General features: G+C 71.5%; 18 protein-coding genes and 1 pseudogene. 7 read left to right on the forward strand and 12 right to left on the reverse strand.

The window, feature by feature from the left end:
- Entirely contained in the window at window positions 1–3,156 is a 3,156-nt protein-coding gene (locus AB0J87_RS05195) for a BTAD domain-containing putative transcriptional regulator (RefSeq protein ID WP_363962712.1), read from the reverse strand.
- A gap of 89 nt (window positions 3,157–3,245) precedes the next feature.
- On the opposite strand from AB0J87_RS05195, the gene AB0J87_RS05200 reads away from it, so the two are divergent.
- Window positions 3,246–4,742 carry an MFS transporter gene (locus tag AB0J87_RS05200; RefSeq protein WP_363962713.1) on the forward strand — a complete coding sequence of 499 codons (1,497 nt, stop codon included), beginning with the start codon at window positions 3,246–3,248 and terminating at the stop codon, window positions 4,740–4,742.
- A 320-nt stretch (window positions 4,743–5,062) separates the two neighbouring features.
- Here AB0J87_RS05200 and AB0J87_RS05205 read toward each other — a convergent pair whose 3' ends face one another.
- Window positions 5,063–6,103, reverse strand: coding sequence for a hypothetical protein (locus AB0J87_RS05205; RefSeq protein ID WP_363962714.1), 1,041 nt, complete (start codon window positions 6,101–6,103; stop codon window positions 5,063–5,065).
- A gap of 329 nt (window positions 6,104–6,432) precedes the next feature.
- On the reverse strand, window positions 6,433–6,795 hold the full coding sequence (locus AB0J87_RS05210) for a nucleotide pyrophosphohydrolase (protein ID WP_350729842.1): 363 nt from the start codon (window positions 6,793–6,795) through the stop codon (window positions 6,433–6,435).
- A 41-nt stretch (window positions 6,796–6,836) separates the two neighbouring features.
- On the opposite strand from AB0J87_RS05210, the gene AB0J87_RS05215 reads away from it, so the two are divergent.
- From AB0J87_RS05215 to AB0J87_RS05230, 4 genes are all read left to right on the forward strand, one after another.
- Entirely contained in the window at window positions 6,837–7,283 is a 447-nt protein-coding gene (locus tag AB0J87_RS05215; RefSeq protein ID WP_363962715.1) for a helix-turn-helix domain-containing protein, read from the forward strand.
- Window positions 7,284–7,315: 32 nt separating this feature from the next.
- The gene (locus tag AB0J87_RS05220) at window positions 7,316–8,119 is read left to right on the forward strand and encodes an alpha/beta hydrolase (protein WP_363962716.1); all 804 of its coding nucleotides are present in this window, start codon (window positions 7,316–7,318) and stop codon (window positions 8,117–8,119) included.
- A 48-nt stretch (window positions 8,120–8,167) separates the two neighbouring features.
- Window positions 8,168–9,763, forward strand: coding sequence for a serine/threonine-protein kinase (locus tag AB0J87_RS05225; protein ID WP_363962717.1), 1,596 nt, complete (start codon window positions 8,168–8,170; stop codon window positions 9,761–9,763).
- Between the two features lie 81 nt (window positions 9,764–9,844).
- The gene (locus tag AB0J87_RS05230; protein WP_363962718.1) at window positions 9,845–10,522 is read left to right on the forward strand and encodes a helix-turn-helix domain-containing protein; all 678 of its coding nucleotides are present in this window, start codon (window positions 9,845–9,847) and stop codon (window positions 10,520–10,522) included.
- Here the strand turns inward: AB0J87_RS05230 and AB0J87_RS05235 are convergent.
- From AB0J87_RS05235 to AB0J87_RS05250, 4 genes are read right to left on the reverse strand one after another with little or no spacing between them, the layout of a single operon-like run.
- A complete protein-coding gene (locus AB0J87_RS05235; RefSeq protein ID WP_355191462.1) occupies window positions 10,506–11,132 on the reverse strand; it encodes an alpha-ketoglutarate-dependent dioxygenase AlkB in 627 nt (208 codons plus the stop codon). The genes AB0J87_RS05230 and AB0J87_RS05235 overlap by 17 nt on opposite strands.
- Window positions 11,132–11,389, reverse strand: a complete 258-nt coding sequence (locus tag AB0J87_RS05240) for an Ada metal-binding domain-containing protein (protein WP_350729851.1) — start codon at window positions 11,387–11,389, stop codon at window positions 11,132–11,134. Before AB0J87_RS05240 ends, AB0J87_RS05235 begins: the two co-directional genes overlap by 1 nt.
- Window positions 11,386–12,099, reverse strand: coding sequence for a 2OG-Fe(II) oxygenase (locus AB0J87_RS05245; protein ID WP_363962719.1), 714 nt, complete (start codon window positions 12,097–12,099; stop codon window positions 11,386–11,388). Before AB0J87_RS05245 ends, AB0J87_RS05240 begins: the two co-directional genes overlap by 4 nt.
- Window positions 12,096–12,584 carry a methylated-DNA--[protein]-cysteine S-methyltransferase gene (locus AB0J87_RS05250; RefSeq protein WP_363962720.1) on the reverse strand — a complete coding sequence of 163 codons (489 nt, stop codon included), beginning with the start codon at window positions 12,582–12,584 and terminating at the stop codon, window positions 12,096–12,098. The genes AB0J87_RS05245 and AB0J87_RS05250 overlap by 4 nt, the downstream gene beginning before the upstream one ends.
- Window positions 12,585–12,757: 173 nt before the next feature.
- Here AB0J87_RS05250 and AB0J87_RS05255 point away from each other — a divergent pair, with 173 nt between their 5' ends.
- A complete protein-coding gene (locus tag AB0J87_RS05255; protein ID WP_363962721.1) occupies window positions 12,758–13,582 on the forward strand; it encodes a lysophospholipase in 825 nt (274 codons plus the stop codon).
- On the opposite strand, the gene AB0J87_RS05260 is transcribed toward AB0J87_RS05255, so the two are convergent.
- The 4 genes and pseudogenes from AB0J87_RS05260 to AB0J87_RS05275 all read right to left on the reverse strand — a co-directional run.
- Complete coding sequence (locus tag AB0J87_RS05260; protein ID WP_350729856.1) at window positions 13,575–13,874, reverse strand: hypothetical protein; 300 nt, start codon at window positions 13,872–13,874, stop codon at window positions 13,575–13,577. The genes AB0J87_RS05255 and AB0J87_RS05260 overlap by 8 nt on opposite strands.
- A gap of 396 nt (window positions 13,875–14,270) precedes the next feature.
- Window positions 14,271–15,056: an FAD-dependent thymidylate synthase gene (gene thyX / locus AB0J87_RS05265; RefSeq protein WP_363962722.1), complete on the reverse strand. Its 786-nt coding sequence runs from the start codon at window positions 15,054–15,056 to the stop codon at window positions 14,271–14,273.
- A 238-nt stretch (window positions 15,057–15,294) separates the two neighbouring features.
- Window positions 15,295–16,188 (reverse strand): helix-turn-helix domain-containing protein, encoded by an 894-nt coding sequence (locus tag AB0J87_RS05270; protein WP_363963107.1) that lies wholly within the window; start codon window positions 16,186–16,188, stop codon window positions 15,295–15,297.
- Window positions 16,189–16,230: 42 nt separating this feature from the next.
- Window positions 16,231–16,365 (reverse strand): annotated as a pseudogene (locus AB0J87_RS05275) (Ada metal-binding domain-containing protein); the annotation flags it as partial.
- Window positions 16,366–16,501: 136 nt separating this feature from the next.
- Between AB0J87_RS05275 and AB0J87_RS05280 the strand changes: the two are divergent.
- Window positions 16,502–16,969: a nuclear transport factor 2 family protein gene (locus AB0J87_RS05280; protein WP_363962723.1), complete on the forward strand. Its 468-nt coding sequence runs from the start codon at window positions 16,502–16,504 to the stop codon at window positions 16,967–16,969.
- 354 nt (window positions 16,970–17,323) lie between these two features.
- On the opposite strand, the gene AB0J87_RS05285 is transcribed toward AB0J87_RS05280, so the two are convergent.
- A complete protein-coding gene (locus tag AB0J87_RS05285) occupies window positions 17,324–17,731 on the reverse strand; it encodes a CocE/NonD family hydrolase (protein WP_363962724.1) in 408 nt (135 codons plus the stop codon).
- Between the last annotated feature and the right edge of the window lie 10 nt (window positions 17,732–17,741).

Raw genomic sequence — 17,741 nt, forward strand, 5'->3', positions numbered from 1 at the left:
TCAGAGCAGGTCGGCCGTCTCGTCGAGCTTGCGGGTGGCGCCCTCCCGGTACGCGGCCGCGAAGGCCTCCTCGCCGAGCGCCTCGCGTACCCGCGCCGCCGCCCGCTCGACGTCGGCCCGTTCGGCCGCCCCCGCCGGGGTCTGGTTCTGCTCCCTGGCCGCGGCCGCCAGCCCCAGCAGCACGGCCGCCTTCTCGGTCGGCCCGGCGGCCGAGGCCGCGCCCTCCACGGCGAACGCCATCGTCCTGACGTCGCCCATCCTGTGGGCCGCGGCCAGCGCCTCCACGTGCAGCTCCATGGCCGCGGCCGGGTCCCCGCGCAGCTCCGTGAGGTAGCCCAGCTCGATCAGCGTGTCCGGCACGTACAAGGGGGGCTCGACGTCCGCGCCGCGCGGCACCCCTTCGAGCAGCCGGCGCAGATGCGTCTCGGCCAGGTCCAGCCGCCCGGCCCGGCGCGCGGCGAAGGCGAGGCCCATCTCACCCATGATCGCGCCCTCCATGTAGCCCTGGCTCTGCGCCAGCTTCATGGCTCGCTCGCAGAACTCAATGGAGCGGTCATAGTCGCCGGTCTGCATCGCGATCCAGCCCAGCCAGGCGATGCGCGTGGAGACCTCCGGCCACAGCCCCAGGTCCTCGGCCATCCGCAGCCCTTCGCCGAACAGCCGGGTGGCCCGCTCCGCGTCGGTCGCCATCTCGGCCAGCGACGCCAGCCAGGCCGTGGCCTGCAGCAGCCCCCACCGGTCGCCCAGCTCGGTGAACAGCCGCGCGCTCTCCTCGCCGGTCCGTTCGAGCGCCTGGATGTCCCGCGTCGTGAACGCGTCCCTGGCCTGCCTGGCGAGCGCCGCCGCGACGCCCCACCGGTCGCCGGTCTCCCTGAACGTGGGCAGCGCCCGGCCCACCAGCTCCTGCCCCGTCGGCATGTCCTTGACGTGCATGCTCACGAACAGCTCGGCCCTGGCCCGTTCGCCCGGGTCCTCGACCGCCGCCAGCACGGGCTCCCAGTCGACCTCCTCGCCCAGCATGAGCGCGAACCCGGCTTCCCAGGCCGCCGCCCGCGCCCGGACCGGGGAGGCGGCCCCATCGACGGACAGGGCCGCCGCCAGCGACCGCCGGCCCTCGGCCAGCCGGCCGCGCAGGAACCAGTACCAGGCCAGCGCGTTCACCAGCCGGGCCGCGCTGCCGGCGTCCTTGCCGGCGACCGCCGTGTCGAGCGCCGCCCGCAGGTTGGCGGCCTCCGCGTCGAGGCGCAGCAGCCAGTCCCGCTGGTCGTGCCCGTACAGCTCCGGCTCGGCCTGTACGGCCAGCGCCAGGTAGTGGCGCAGGTGCGCGAGGCGTACCCGGTCGAGCTCGCCCGCGTCGGACAGCTTGGCCCGGCAGTACTCCGACACCGACTCCAGCAGCCGGTACCGGACACCGGCGGGGGCCTCGACGACGACCACGAGCGAGCGGTCGACCAGGCGCGCCAGCAGGTCCAGCACGTCGAGCTCGGCGGCGTCGCAGACGGATTCGGCGGCCTCCAGCGTGCAGCCGTCGGCGTGCACGGCGAGGCGGCGCAGGACGCGGCGCTCGTCGTCGGACAGCAGGTCCCAGCTCCAGTCGATCACCGCGGTGAGTGTCTGCTGCCGGGCCGGCGCGCCCCGCTGCCCCGAGGCCAGCAGCTTGAACCGGTCGTCCAGCCTGGCCACCACGCCCTGGACGCCCAGCGCCCGCACCCGGGTCGCGGCCAGCTCCAGCGCCAGCGGGATGCCGTCGAGCCGCAGGCAGAGCTGCGCCACGGCCGCCGCGTTGCGCGCGTCGAGCGCGAACCCGCGGGCGGAGGCCGCGGCCCTGGTCACGAACAGCCTGACCGCGTCCGAACGTGCCATGACAGCCAGATCGGCGCTGCCCGGCACGTCGAGCGGCGGCACGCTCCACAGCACCTCGCCGGCCACGGCCAGCGGCTCCCTGCTCGTGGCCAGGATCCGCAGGTCGGGGCAGGCCCGCAGGAGCGCCTCGGCCAGCTCGGCGACCTGCTCGACCACGTGCTCGCAGTTGTCCAGGACCAGCAGCATCCGCCTGGCCCTGAGCGCCGCGCCGAGCTGCCGCTCCAGCGTCCGGTCCCCCTGGGAGGCCGGCTCCCCGGCGGGCGCGCCGGCGTCCTCGCGGATGTCCAGGGCGGCCAGCACGGCCTCGGCGGGGGACCGGGACGCCTGGTCGAGCGCGACCAGCCAGGCCCCGTCCGCGAACCCGTCCACCAGCCGGTTCGCGGCCTCCAGCGCCAGCCGGGTCTTGCCGACCCCGCCGCTGCCGGTGAGCGTCACCAGCCGTTCGTCGCCGACCAGCGCGCACACCTCGGCCAGCGCCTCGTCCCGGCCGATGAGCTTGCTGACGGAGGCGGGCAGGTTCGTGACGGGGCGGTCGGCGGGCACGCTCAGGGCCGGGTCCTGCCCGAGTATCGCCTGGTGCAGGGCGACCAGCTCGGGTCCCGGGTCCAGGCCGAGCTCGTCGGCCAGCCGGTCCCGCAGCTCGCCGTACGAGGCCAGCGCCTCGCTCTGGCGTCCCGCGCGGTAGAGGGCCCGCATGTGGACGGCGCGCAGGCGTTCCCTGAGCGGATGCCTGGCCACCAGATCGCCCAGCTCGCCCACCAGCAGGCCGTGCTCGCCCAGCTCCAGCCGCGCCTCGGCGTGCTGCTCCAGCGCGGACAGCCGCTGCTCCTCCAGGCGCAGGATGGCCGACCTGGTGTACTCCTCGTCGGCGAAGTCGGCGTACGCCGGCCCCCGCCACAGCGCCAGCGCGTCGGCCAGCAGCCCCGCCCTGGTCCGCGGGCTGTCGGTGGCCTCCGCCCGGGCCAGCAGGCCGGCGAAGCGCGCCGCGTCCACGGCCCCGGCCTCGTGGCGCAGCAGGTAGCCGGGGGCGCGGGAGACGACGAGGTTCTTGCCGCCGGGCTCGGCGTCCTCGAACGCCTTGCGCAGCTGCGAGACGCGCACCTGCAGCGCCCCGGCCGGATTGCCCGGCGGCTCCGCGCCCCACAGGTCGTCGACCAGCCGGTCCACGGACACGGGATGGCCCTCGTGGACGAGCAGGTCCACGAGCAGCGCCCGTACCTTGAGCCCGGGAACCGTGACGCTCTCGCCGGCATCCGTCCACACGGCCAGCGGACCCAGCACCCCAAAACGCATGACCGTCACCTTATGCGCGGCCTTAAGCCCACGAAAAGAACATCGGAAGCCCCTTACAGCACTGTGAAGACAACTGAAAGGGGAACGAGATGAACACCACCACACTCGAGGGCACACTTCCCGGCACCCGCGCGGGCCGCCGGGAATGGACCGGGCTGGCCGTCCTGGCCTCCGTGGCCCTGCTGCTCTCGGTCGACGTCAGCGTGCTCTACCTGGCGCTGCCGCACCTCAGCACCGGCCTCGGGGCGAGCGCTCCGCAGCAGCTCTGGATCATGGACATCTACAGCTTCATGCTGGCCGGGTTCCTGGTCACCATGGGGACGCTGGGCGACCGGATCGGGCGGCGCCGGCTGCTGATGATCGGGGCGACGGCGTTCGGCGCGGCCTCGGTGGTGGCCGCGTACTCGGTGAGCGCCGAGATGCTGATCGTGGCCCGGGCGCTGCTCGGCATCGCGGGGGCGACGCTGATGCCGTCGTCGATGGCGCTGATCAGGAACATGTTCCAGGACGCCAAGCAGATGGGGACCGCGATCGGGCTCTGGTTCGGCTGCTTCATGCTGGGCATGGCGGCCGGGCCGATCGTGGGCGGGCTGCTGCTCGAGCACTTCTGGTGGGGGGCGGCCTTCCTGATGGGGGTGCCGTTCATGGTGGCGCTGCTGGTGGCCGGGCGGACGCTGCTGCCCGAGTACCGCGACCCGAACGCGGGCCGGCTCGATCTCGCCAGCGTCGCGCTGTCGCTCGCGACCATCCTGCCGGTCGTGTACGGGCTCAAGGAGATCGCGAGAAGCGGCTGGCACCCGGTGCCCGTGGCGGCGGTCGTGGCCGGGGCGGCGTTCGCCGTGGTGTTCGTACGGCGGCAGCGCCGGCTCGCCGACCCCCTGCTCGACCTGCGCCTGTTCGGCAACCGGGCCTTCGCGACCACGCTCGGGACCATGCTGCTCGGCGGCGTCGTGATGGCCGGGACGACGCTGATGACCACCCAGTACCTGCAGACCGTCGAGGCCAAGTCCCCGCTGGAGGCGGGTCTCTGGCTCGTGCCGCAGAACCTCGCCATGATCGTCGCGCTGACGCTGGCCCCCGCCCTCGCCCGCCGCGTCGGCACCGCGTACGTGATGGCCGGCGGATTCGCCGTGGGCGCGGTCGGGCTGTTCCTGCACACGCAGGTGCCGAGCGCCGGCGGCACCGGGCTGGTCGTGACCGGGCTCGTCCTGGCCTCCGCGGGCATCGCGCTGCCGATGGGCGTGGGCAACGGCGTCATCATGACGGCCGCGCCGGCGGAGAAGGCCGGCTCCGCGGCCTCGCTGTCGGAGACGGGCGGCGAGTTCGGCGTCGCGGTGGGCGTGGCCGCGCTGGGCAGCCTCGGCAGCGCCGTCTACCGCGGGCAGCTCCCCGAGCACCTGCCGGTGGAGGCGGTCCGCGAGAGCATCACCGCCGCGGTGATCGCCGCCAAGGACCAGCCCGACCTGCTGGACCTGGCGCGGGCCGCGTTCACCACGGGGCTCAACACGGTGGCGCTGGTCAGCGCGATCACCTTCATCGGCCTGGCCGCCCTCACGCTCGCCATCCTCAGGCGCCACGCGGCATGACCCCCTGTACCGCGACTCACGCCGGACCGGCCTCCGAGGCCCGTCCGGCGTCGTCGCGTTCCACGGCTTCCCGGCGACGGGCGACCAGGAGCAGCACGGCCGGCACCACCGCGAGCACGAACGGCGACGAACCCCACCACCAGCGCCCCGATCAGCCCCAGCGGCACCGCGAAGCTCCCCCAGACCAGCCAGAACGCCCCCACGCCGGGCGCGAGCCGCCACAGGTCCTCCGGCCCCGGCGGGAAGAACCACATGCGCGACGGTCCGTGACAGCGGCCGCTGCGCCTGTCCGGGCAGGCGCAGCGGCCGCGGTAGCTGCTCTACGCGATCGAGCCGGTCCAGGCCGCTGCGGCGGCCTTGTAGATGACGTTCACCGCGCCGTCGAAGTACGGCGAGACGCCGGTGTCGTAGCGGCCGTCGCCATTGATGTCGGCAACGCTGATCGTGATGCCGTTGAGGTAGCCGGCACGGTAGTCACTGCTGTACTGGTACAGCCAGGAAGAACCGAGGGAGCCTTCACCGGTGAACGGCGACTCGACGCCGAGGAACAGGTCGCCGGGGAGACCGGACAGCGTCATGGTGGAGATCGACCCGGTGGACCATTCCAGGTTCTCGCCCGTGTAGGGCCGCCGTCCGTCAGGGTTGGGTCCGGCGGGGTAGCCGAAGACGTCCATCATGGAGTCCGTCGGCTGGTTCCAGGCGAAGCCCTGCCCGCCGGTGTTGTCGACCAGCCTCCCGGTGTCGGTCAGCACGTCGGGGGAGGGCGAGACCACGCCGTTGTAGACGTTCACGAAAGCGAAGTCGCGGTCGTAGCTCTGGTACGTGGAGAAGTCGAAGTGGGCGAAGGCCTGCTTCCCGACGTACAGGCCCCACGGAGTGGTGCCGGCGGTGTAGCCGGGGACGAAGACCCACTTGCCGAGTGTGGTGTCGGAGCGCTCGATGTCGTACACGCAGTGACCGGCCGTGGCGACGAGGTTGCGGTACTGCGACTGCAGTGCGGTGCCCGTGCACCAGTGCGGCTGCCCGTCACCACCGATGAAGAACACCTTGCCCGTGCTCGTGGGCGTTTTGCCCTTCGGCTCGGCTGGGCCCGCCACCGGCGCGACCGAGCCGGGCTTGGTGTCCGGGGAGACGGGGGTGGACACGCGTTCCCCCTGGACCTCGGTCTGTACGGCATAGGGTGTGGCGTTCTTCAGGTTGGCGGCTCCGTCGGCGAGCCAGAACCGCGCGATCTCCTGAGCGGCCGACACGGTGGCGAGAGGGGCCACCGTTATCTCGCCCTCGGCCTGCGCCGGGGTGGAGATGGCGGTGGATCCCAGCAGGCTCAGGCCGATGCCTAACGCGGTCAGTGTGCGTCTCATAGTTGATCTTTCCGTTCTTGTTGCAGATAAGGAGGATCTAAAAATCTCTAGATCCAAAACATCCGCATCACGCCACAAAGTGGCACATTCGGTCAAGAAGCACAGAAAGTGACGCGCTCAAGAATCGAACACAATGTCGAACGGGGTGTGGTCGGCTCTCGTGCTGCGAAGATCCACTCCAGGGCGGAGTTCCGGCCGATCCGGCTCGGCGGTCACGCGGAGTGAAAGGTCCAGGTCGCCGCGATGGCTCGTCATCGCGTCCTTGATCCGATTCCCAGCGAACTTACAGCAAAGGACGCAGTCTGTAAGGTCGTGAGTGCTGCCAGGTTTCAGCCGGAGTGCGAGGAGGGCGGGGCCTTCCTGGCCGAGCCGCGGTAGCGGTCGGCGTCGTAGCGGCGGTCGTTGTCGTCCAGCTTGGCCTGGGCCGCCTCCACCAGGTCCACGCCCAGCACGTCGGCCAGCCGGACCAGGTAGAGGGTGACGTCGCCCAGCTCGGTACGTATCCGGGCGAGCGCATCGGGATCGGGCTGCGCGGACTCGTCGGCCGTGAGCCACTGGAACTCCGCCACCAGCTCCCCGACCTCGCCCGCCAGCGCCATCGCCAGGTTCTTGGGGGTGTGGAACTGCTCCCAGTCCCTGGCCCTGGCGAACTCGCGCAGGCGTTCGGCAAGGCGTTCCAAGTCCGTCGTCACGTCGCACGACCCTACCCATCACCGCCGGTATGTTGCTGCTCGTGAATGGGGTCGAGCTGTTCCTGTTGGGCCGGACGCTGATGAAGATCGGCGAGGAGGCCATGCCGACCGAGGGCATCGGTGAGCACTCCACGAGCGTGCGCACGGTGCTGATCGTGGTGAGCGACCTGCGCGGGCATCCCGACACCACCGTGGGTGAGATCGCCGCCCGTACCGGGCTGCCGCAGAGCGCCGTGTCGGCGGCCATCGCGCGGCTGCGCTCCGTGGGCGCGGTGATCGCCGAGACGGATCCCGCGGATCGGCGGCGCACGATCATCCGTGAGGCGCCTGGGGTGTCCGAACGGGTGACGCAGGTCAGGGATACCCCGATCGACGCCGCGCTGGGGGTCGCGCTGGGCACGGAGGACCCGCGGCGCGTGGCGGAGACCGTGGCGGTCCTGGAGGAACTGGCCGCCAAACTGATCCCCGGAATAATGCATCGAACTTGATGTATCAGATTTGATGGATTAGCTTTGAGGTCATGAACGCAGACATCTTGCGCATCCCGGGCGTCGACCTCTACTACGAGGTGCGCGGCAGCGGCCCGCTCCTGCTGATCTCGCAGAGCGGCGAGGGCGACGCCGGTCGCACCGTTGACCTGGTCGATCGGCTGGTGGACGCGTACACGGTGATCACGTACGACCGGCGCGGGCTCAGCCGCAGCACGGTCCCCGGCACCGGCGTGAGCGTGCGCGAGCACGCCGACGACGTGCACCGGCTGCTCGCCCACCTCACCGACCGGCCCGTGATCATGCTGGGTCAGAGCCTGGGCGCCTCCATCGGGCTGCACCTGGCCGTCGAGCACCCCGAACAGCTCAGCCTGCTCATCGCGCACGAGCCCGTCTCGCCGTGGCTGCTGCCCGGGTCCGAACGGGCCGAACACGGCAAGGAGCTGGCCGAGCTCCAGTCGCTCTACCGCGAAGGCGGCCTGCCCGCGGCGATCGGCCAGGTGAAGCGGGTGCTCGGCATCACCGAGGACGCCGAGGCCGACCTGACCCCGCAGCCCATCACGCCGCAACGGCAGGCGAACTTCGACTTCTTCATCCGCCACGACTTCACCGCCGTCGTCGAGGACGAGCTCGACCTGAGCGGGTGCCGTACCCGCATCCTGCCCGCGGCCGGGCACACCACCCCGCAGCACGTCTTCGACCGCCGGTGCGCGGTCGAGCTGGCGGAGCTGCTGGGCACGGAGCTGGTGGAGTTCCCGGGCGGGCACAACGGCAACACCAGCCATCCCCGGGCATACGCGGCCCGGCTCCGCGAGGTCCTCCAGACCGCCGGCTGAATCACCTCGCTCCAGTGGGTGTCGCCCCGAACCTGTACGCTTCCGCGCGTGTCCGAATTATCGGTTTCTGGCTATGAGATCAAGGGTGTTCTCGGCCAGGGCGGCTTCGGTGTCGTCTACCTCGCCGTGCAGTCTGCCGTGGGTCGCGAGGTCGCGCTCAAGGTCGACAACCGGGTGCTGCTGTCCGACCGCGACCGGCGCCGGTTCATGCGCGAGGTCACGGCCGCCGGGGCCCTGTCCGGTCACCCGCACGTCGTGGCCGTCTATGACGCGGGGCTGCTGCCCGACGGGCGGCCGTACATGGTGCTTGAGCTGTGCCCCGGCGGGTCGCTGTCCGGACGGAGGCTCTCGCCGGTCGAGGCGCGTGACGTGGGCGTACGGATCGCCGACGCGCTGGCCGCCGCGCACGCGCAGGGGGTGCTGCACCGGGACGTGAAGCCGGGCAACATCCTGGTCAACCGGTACGGCCAGGTGGCGCTGTCCGACTTCGGGCTGGCCACCATGCCCGCGTCCGGGCCCGAGGCGTCGGTGACGCGCGAGTCCCTGACGCCGTCGTACGCGCCGCCCGAGGCGTTCGAGCTGGCCGAGCCGACCCCGGCCGGTGACGTGTACGCGCTGGCCGCCACCGTCTACGCGCTGCTGAACGGCCGCCCGCCGCGCTTCCCCGAGAGCGGCGTGCCGAACCTGGCAATGATCCTGGCCCTGCACCGCCTGCCCGTTCCGGACATTCCTGGCGTGCCACCCCAGCTGACCGCCGTGCTGCGCCAGGCGCTGGCCAGCGACCCGCGCGAGCGCACGCCCACCGCGGAGGCGTTCCGCGACGCTCTCGCCGCAGTCCCGCTCGGGCCCGCCCCGGCCCCCTCCGGGGGACGGCACGCCGCACCGCAGACCCCCTCCCAGCCGATGGGGCAGCACCTGAGCCGGCCGGGGCCGCCGCCGATGGGGCAGCACGCGAGTCACCCGGGGCCGCAGCCGATGATGGGTCCGCCGGTCACCGGCCCGCCGCCGGGCGGCCACGCGGACACCGTGCCACCCGCCCGGCGCGGTGCCTCGAGGGCGCTGGTCTCGATCGCCGCCGCTCTGGCCCTGGTGATCTCGATAGGCGTCGGTGTGGTCGTCTACACGTACGTCACCAGGGAGCCGGGCGGCAACCAGGCGTCGACTCCCAGCGCGTCGGCCTCCACGAGCGCCACGGAAGAGGCGAAGACCGTGTTCAAGGGGCTGAAGACGTACACGGAGAACTGCCCGGCGAGCAAGGTGCGCGGCGGTGAGGCGGCGTGCGTGCAGGAGTCGGAGTGCTGGGGCGGCCTGGTCATCATCTCGGGTGACACGAAGGCCAGGCGGGTCGGGTGCGAGGAGCTGCACTCGTGGGAGACGTTCGCGGTCGTCCCGATCCCGTCGGACGCCGACACGTACGTGCAGCAGGACCTCGCCAAGCACCCCACGATCAAGCGGATCTGCAGCCGGACGGTGCTCCTGGCCAGCAGGGTCGGCACGGCCAGGAACACCGGCGCGGCCGGCTGGATGGCGGACGTGATGCCGCCGTCGCAGGCGCAGTTCGAGACCGGCACGCGCTTCCTGCGCTGCATCGGCCGCCTGACCAGCCAGGAGCCGCGCCGGTCCTACTTCCACCGGGGAGCTTGACGGTGTCCATCGTTCTCGCCACGCCGCCCTGACCGTCATGGTGGCGCGGTCGGCGGTGGCCAGGACGGCTAGGCTGCCCGAATGGACTTGAAGGATCGGGTACGCGAGCTGCGCGCCGAGGGCCGCTCCCCGAAGGAGATCGCCAAGGCGCTGAAGGTGTCGCCGTCCGTCGTGGCGCCGCTGGTGCGGGCCATCGCCTCGGAGGCCCCCACCGCCGAGCCCGAGGTGGTCGGGTGCTGGGTCAACATCGGCTGGAGCGCGGGGCTCACCGTCGACCCGGCCCGCGGATGGGTGGACGAGGGTCCCGACTCGGGCCTGGGCGGCCTGGTGTGCGTGCTGGTCGCGCGGCGGCACACCTGGGACAGGATGACGGTGGCCGGCTACCTCGCCGACGTCTACTGCCTCGGGGCGAAGAACGCGATCGGCCCCGACGTGCTCGACGACCGCGACCTGCGACGCTTCCGCCAGTACTTCTTCGGCGAGTACGCGGGCTTCCAGGAGGCGCCGATCGAGCTGGCCCGGCACCTGGTGTTCGGGTCCGTCGACTACGCGCGAACGCTCGGGTTCGAGCCGACGGAGGACTTCGCTCCGGCGGCCGACGTGCTGGGCAAGTGGGAGGGGGACGCGGCGATCACGTTCGGCCGTGACGGCAGGCCCTTCTACGCACAGGGGCCGGACGACGACCCGGCGAAGGTGCTGCGGACGCTGCGGCGCACACTCTCCGACGAGGACTTCGACTACGTCACCGCAGGCCGGTGACGCGCATCGTGATGTTGAGGCGGCCGGAGGCCAGGCCAGTGGCGGGATCGCCGGTGCCCGGATGGACCTTCGGCACGCCGTGGTAGGCGAAGCGCGACGGCCCGCCGAACACGAACAGATCGCCTGAGGCGAGCTCGACGTCCGTGTACGGCCGGCCGCGCGTCTCGGTGTTGCCGAAGCGGAACAGGCACCGGTCGCCGATGCTCAGCGACACCACCGGGGCGTCGGACTTCTCGTCCTTGTCCTGGTGCATGCCCATCCTGGCCTGGCCGTCGTAGAAGTTGATCAGAGCGGTGTCGGGCTCGTACGTGTCGCCGGGGCGTCCGTACGCGTCGGCCAGGGCGCGCCGCCCCAGCTCGCCGAGCCACGCGGGGAACTCGGCCACCTGCCGGCCGTTCACGTCGTGGGCGATGCGCGTGTACCGGTACGGCTGCCAGTGCCATCCCACGCACACCGTCCGGACCGACATCACGCCGCCCCGGGGCAGCACGGTGTGCCGGATCGGCACCGGCCCCATGGCCCATCCGCGGCACGCCTCGACGAGGTGGCGCTGCTCGTCCAGCGTCAGCCAGCCGGGCACGTGTACCGCGCCCGGCGCGATCTCCCGCATCACGCTGTCTCCCGGCCCTTCCATGCCTGGTACGCCTCCGGCAAGCACCTCGAACACGGCCGGTACCCGGCCGCCACCGCGTCACCGGCGTCCGCGAAGAAGACACGATGCCGGATATATCCCCCACGAGCGATGGAGCGCAGCGCCGAGGGGCAGTCCAGCCGCCCGTACAGCCGGGCCCCTCGATGCCCGCCCAGCGTGCCGGGCACCGGGCTCGCATACGGGCGGCCGTCGGCCCCCACCAGCGTGTACGTCATTTCGCGTCGTGAAAGACGAGCCCCAGCGTATGCCGTAGCCCCGACCGGACGGTGCTCACCCCGTGCCGCACGGGGGAGGCCGACCAGCCCCGCGAGGAGCGCACGGGCCGGTCGCGCGTGGTGAAGATCAGCCCGTGCCCCTGCGGCAACAGCGTCACCGTCCCTCGCGACTGGGCCCGCGGCCGCTGCTCCACCAGCAGGAACTCGCCGCCGGTGTAGTCCTCGCCCGGCCGGTCCAGCCCGATCACGACCTGCAGCGGGAACACCAGGTCGCCGTAGAGGTCGCGGTGCAGCGCGTTCCAGTCGTCCCGTCCGTACCGCAGCAGGATGGGCGTCGGCCTGGTCTGCCCCGCTCTGTGGCACATGTCCAGCCACTCGTCGAGGTCGTCCGGCCACGGCGCCGGCTGGCCCAGCCTGGCCGCCCAGTCGCGGGCGATCGGCAGCAGCCGCGGGTAGAACTCCGCCCGCAACTTCTCCACCAGCGGCGGGAACGGCCGGCTGAAGTAGCGGTACTGCCCGGCGCCGAACCGGTGCCGCTCCATGTCGATCGTGGACCGGAACAGCCCGATCTCGTCGTACAGGCCGGCGATCTCCTTGCACTCCTCGGGGGTGAGCACCGGCGGCGTCAGCGCGCACCCGTACGAGTTGACCTCTTCCGTCAGTTTCGCCCAGTCCATCTTGGTCTCCTCCGTCAGCTTCGCCGAGCTCATCCGACGACGCTCCAGAGCTGCGGCTGCAGGGCGCCTTCCAGCGTGAGCAGCTCGTGCTTGCGCTCGAGGCCGCCCGCGTACCCGGTCAGCGAGCCGTCCGCCCCGACGACGCGGTGGCAGGGGCGGACGACGAGCAGCGGGTTCGCGCCGACGGCCGCGCCGACCGCGCGGATCCGGTCACGTGGCGCGCCCACCCGTGCGGCGAGCGCGCCGTAGCTCGTCGTGGTCCCGTACGGCAGCTCATCCAGGGCCGCCCACACCTGCTCCTGGAACGGGGTGCCGCGGGTGGCGAGCGGCAGGTCGAACGCGACCCGCTCGCCCGCGAAGTACTCGGCGAACTGCCGCTCGACCTCCTCGAACGCGGCCGGCTCCCACCGCAGACCAGCTCCTCCGCCCACGTCGAACGACACGCGCGTCAGCGCGGAGCCGTCACCGACGAGCAGGATCGGGCCCAACGGGCTTTCGATGATGCTGTGGATGTCCATACCTTCTTCAACACCGCCAGGCCCTCAAAAGTCAGCGGTTTTCGGACATCACAGCCCCCTCCTCATCCCCTCTCGGCCCCGCACCTCGGCTTCCCCCGTCGCCACCGCCTCCGGCCGTCCCCGCCACCCGCACGCCTCAAGCCGCGTCCCAGTCAGTGGACGATCACGCGATCATGGGCGTACGCTCGGTGACCATGGCCGAGTCGCGCGAGCACACCTTCACCGGCACCACGGGCCTCAACACGGTCCGCGTATGGCCTCATGGCCGGCCGCGCTACGTGGCCGTCCTGATCCACGGGTACGGCGAGCACATCGGCCGCTACGAGTACGTGGCGGATCGGCTCGTCCGCCACGGCGCCGCCGTCTACGGCCTCGACCACACGGGCCACGGCAAGTCGGCCGGCGACCGGGTGCACATCGCGGACTTCGAGGACGTGGTCACCGACGTCTACTCCGTCGAGGAGCAGGCCAGGGACGACCACCCCCGCGTCCCGGTCGTGGTGATCGGCCACTCGATGGGCGGCATGATCGCGGCCCGCTACGCCCAGCGCTACGGCGACGGCCTGGCGGCGCTCGTGCTGTCAGGCCCGGTGATCGGCGAATGGGCGGTCGTCCCGACCCTCCTGGCCTACGAGGAGCCCCCGGACGTCCCCATCGACCCGGCGACCCTCTCCCGCGACCTCTCGGTGGGCGCCGCCTACGCCGCCGACCCCCTGGTGTGGCACGGCCCGTTCAAGCGCGCCACGCTGGAGGCGTTCGCCACGACGCTGGCCACGATCGCCAAGGGCGGCCGGCTCGGTCCCCTGCCCACGCTATGGGTGCACGGGGCCGACGACGAGCTCGTCCCGCTGAACGGGAGCCGTCCGGGGGTCGAGGCGATCAAGGGTACGGACCTGACCGAACGGATCTACGAGGGCGCCAGGCACGAGGTCTTCAACGAGACCAACAAGGCCGAGGTCCTGGACGACGTGACGGCCTTCATCGACCGGGCTATTTGACCGGCAGCCATACGTACCCGGAGCCCCGCGTACGGGTGAGCTCGATCTTCCAGCAGCCCCGCTTCGGGAAGACGAACCCCGTACCCCACTCCTCGCCGGGTTTGTGCCAGCTCGACCCGCCATGCTCCTCGGGCCCCCAGGCGAGCTTGGCAGGCGTACCGTCGGGAAGCGTCGCCTTGACCCGCAGCGGCCCTTCACCCGTCATCCGCCACACGATCTTGATCTCTTCGCCGCGCGCCAGAGGCGGACCCGCCACGAACAACAGCCCCCACAGCTCCGCATCCCGCCCCACCCCCCGCACCTCGGGAAACCCCCCGCCGAGAAGCACCGAGGTCCCGTTACACGCAGCCCTGGTAGCCGTCGGGCTCGGGCTTACCGAGCTCGGGCTTACGGCGCTCGGGCCTACGGAGCTCGGGCTTACGGTGCTTGGACTAACGGCGCTCGGGCTTATGGGACTCGGGCTTACGGCGCTCGGGCCTACCGCGCTGGGGCTTACGGGACCCGGAACGGCCGACCCAGCCACGGGCGCGGGCACCTCGGCCGAACACCCAGCCGCGACCACCAACAGCGTCACCATCATCAACCACTTCATGCAACCTGTACTCCGGGCGATACCGGGAGGTTCCGGCTAGCGACCCGGACTCGCTGGAAGCATGAGCGCCAACAGCCTGGAGCCTGACGCGACCGCTCAGACCTTGCGCCATCCTGGCACCCAGGCCCCGCCCTCCTCGACGACGTAGTCGCCGAACAGAGCGGGGGCTTCCTGGCGCATGAGCTCGCCGATGCGCTGGAACAGCAGGCGAATCTCCTCCTCCGCGCCGGCGGCGGTGCGGGCCTCGATCGTGTGCCGCAGCGTGCGCACGTTCGCGGTCCACACCAGCCCGGTCGCCACACCCTCCGGGGCGAACCGGCGCATGAACGACGTGCGGTGTTTCTTCTCCGAGAACGGCACGCCCTCCTCATCGAGACCGAAGTGCTCGGCCATCCACAGCTGGAACTGCTCGAGCTGCTCCAGCACCGCCGTGGCCCGCTTCATCAGCTCGTCGTCTTCCCGTGCCCACTCCGGGAACCAGAACGGCAGCTCGTCCAGCCGGACGAAACGCAGCGACTCCTGCGACACGGCCACGCCCGGGCGGTGCCGCACCAGCTCGTGGGTCAGCACCCGGCTGACGTTGTGGAGCACGAAGCTGAAGCTGATGTGCTCCAGGACCGAGCCGTGTGCGCTGGCCAGGATGTTGCGCAGGTAATCGTCCTGGTTCTCCCTGATCCTGACCACGTTGGGATTGAGGCCGGGCTCGAAGGAGCGGTAGCAGAGCCGACCGGCGAACTCGGCGAGGTTCTGCGCGTCGAGGTCGCCGCGATCGAGCCGCTCCAGCCAGCTCTCGCCGCCGACCTCGGCCAGGTAGCGGGCCAGCTCGTCGTAGTCCAGCGACGGACGGGAGACGATGAAGACCTCGGGTTCGACACTGCGCATGGAGAGCCCCCGCTCGGATCGGCCGCTTTCGACGGCCCCAAGCCAACCAGCTCCTGCCACCCGGCGCGAGTCGACCGCCCCTGGACGCTCCTCGCTCGGCGAGAGTTCGACCGCCTCTGGACGCTCCTCGCGGGCATCCCACGCCCAAGGTCGGCAGGCGCCGTGGCTTGCAGCTTCGGCCTCCCCGATCTCGCGACCGTCTCGAGCCCGCCGGAGCGAACGCGGCGGGCTCCGGCTTCTATCGATGGGTCGCCGAGCCGTCCGCGGCCGCCTGCGCGAACGATCGTAAGGCGTGGACGGTGGCATCGGAGATGGGCAGCGCATCGAGATCGGCCCGAGCGAGGACGTCAGGTCGCGGAAACATCCTGGTGAGGCCGACTGGGGCCAGGCCGGGCACGACCGCGCCGAACCGACCGGCGAGGTCACCCAGGATCGCCCGTGCCCGTGCGGCGTCCGGAACCCCGGCACGCACGATGTCATGCACACCGACTTCGAACGGATCCCACGAACCGCACGTCCTCGCAGAGCCGTCGAGGGCGAAGATGCTCCGGGCCCGGTGGACGTGGTGGATGAGTCCGTTGAGCCGGGGGAGATGGGCGACGAGCAGGAGCTCGGTCGGGGATCGCTGGGTGATCTCGATCATGCCGGGGTCGTGATCGATCAGGATGGTGCGCCGATAAGAGGTGCACGAGACCGCTTCGACGGTCGGTGTCGCGCGTGCGGCCAGGTGGCGCAGTGTGGCCGCGAAATCGAATGACTTGTCGTGAGCGAGCCGGAGGGCCAGTCCGCCGTCGGCCTGGAGGCGGTCGGTGACCCGCCGTCGGGCCCGCAGCTCACGCGGGGCGCCACGGAAGGTCCCCATGAGGACCCGGTTGAGTTGCCGAACGCTGCCGAAGCCCGCGGCGAAGGCGATGTCGGCTATCCGAAGGTCAGTGTCGTCGAGCAGCCGGCGGGCGAAGTGCGCGCGCCTGGAGCGGGCGAGCTGGTCGGGCGTGACCCCGGCATGCTGAAGAAACATGCGCCGCAGGTGACGTGGGGACACGCCGAGCCGACCGGCGAGACTGCTCTCCGACGCGTCGTCCAGCGCTCCGTCGGCGATGAGTTCGACCCCGCGGCACACCAGTTCGGGCATGTCCGCGACGGTGGCCGGTTCCTGCCGGTACGGGCGGCACCGGTGGCAGGCGCGGTACCCGGCCGCCTCCGCCGCGGCCGCGGACGGGTAGCGGGTGGTGTTCGCCGGGAGCGGGCGGCCCGGGCAGTCGTCCCGACAGTAGATACCGGTGGTCAGGACGGCGCCGACTGCGTTCACGTTTCCAGCATGGCATCCACCGGCTCACCGGATCGGACGGATCCGGACAGGCTGCCAGTCCTGGCCGAATGTGACCAGACCTGCTGATCAGGGCCCCGCGAGAATTCGGGCTCACCCATCTCCTTAAGGACATTCCATGAGCGCCGCATCGAACAAGCAACTCATCATCGACGCCTGGCGGGTCTTCGCCACACGTGATGCCGACCGCGTCCGCGACGTCTTCGCCCCTGACGCGGAGTGGCTCGCCCCTGCCGGCAACGCGACCTCCCGCGCCATCGATGGAACCCACCATCTCATCGGCCGGGACCGCATCGTGCGCTTCCTGACCGAGGAATTCGCCACGGTCTTCGTCGACAACGTGTCCATCGAGTTCGCCGGCTTCTACGCCGACGGGGGCACCGTGGTCGTCGAGATGCGACTGCAGGCCACCCTTGCCCACGGTGGCCACTACGACAACGAATACTGCTTCATCTTCGAACTGGAGTCCGGCCTGGTCAAGCGGGTCCGCGAATACATGGACACACAACGCGGCGCGGCATGGTTCCGCTCACCCACGACGTCGGACCAGCAGGATCAACCCGAAGCGACCACCACCCATCACTAGCCCGAAAGCCCCGGCTGGGGCGGCGATCATAACCCCGGGCTGGGGCGCGATGGCCGCAACCTCAGGCCGGGATGCGCTGGCCGCAACCCCCAGGCCGGGGAGCGACGGCGGCAACCTCAGGCTGGGGCGCGACGGCGGCAACCCCAGACTGGGGGCGACGGCGGAATCTCCAGGCCGGGGCGCGACGGGCGGCAACCCCAGACTGGGGGCGATGGCGGAACCTCCAGGCCGGGGCGCGACGGGCGGCAACCCCAGGCTGGGGCGATGGTCGTAACCCCAGCCTGGGCGATGGCCGCAACCCCAGGCCGAGGGCTGGCAGCTATAACCTCCAGGCTGAGGGTGACGGCTGTAACCTCAGGCACATCGCCTCCAGCTGCGGATCGAAGTACGGCCCGACCGCCCACCGCGTGCGTGTATCCAGGTAACTGGCCCCCGCCCGTCGCCAGCCGCCCGTCGCACCTCGACCGTCGCACCTCGACCGTCGCACAACGCCCGTCGCACCACGCCTGCTCGCGGCAACCAGGCACCCGCAGACAGCCCGTCCTCCCTCTCCTGCTGGAAGGCCGCGAACCGGCCACCGCATCCGAACGCGCCGCGTACGTTCTGCACGATGACCCGCATACCGCGCCTGCCCGGCACGCGAGCGGTGCCCTTGGCGTCGAGCTCGCGCTTGCCGTACGGAGTCCGTACGAGCACCAAACGCAGCGGCCCCGCACCGTGCAGTCGATAGCGGCCGGCGAACAGCACCACGCCATCGGGCATCGGAACGCTC

This window comes from Nonomuraea sp. NPDC049625 (genome assembly GCF_040675285.1).
In the GTDB taxonomy this organism is placed as follows: Bacteria; Actinomycetota; Actinomycetes; order Streptosporangiales; family Streptosporangiaceae; genus Nonomuraea; species Nonomuraea angiospora_A.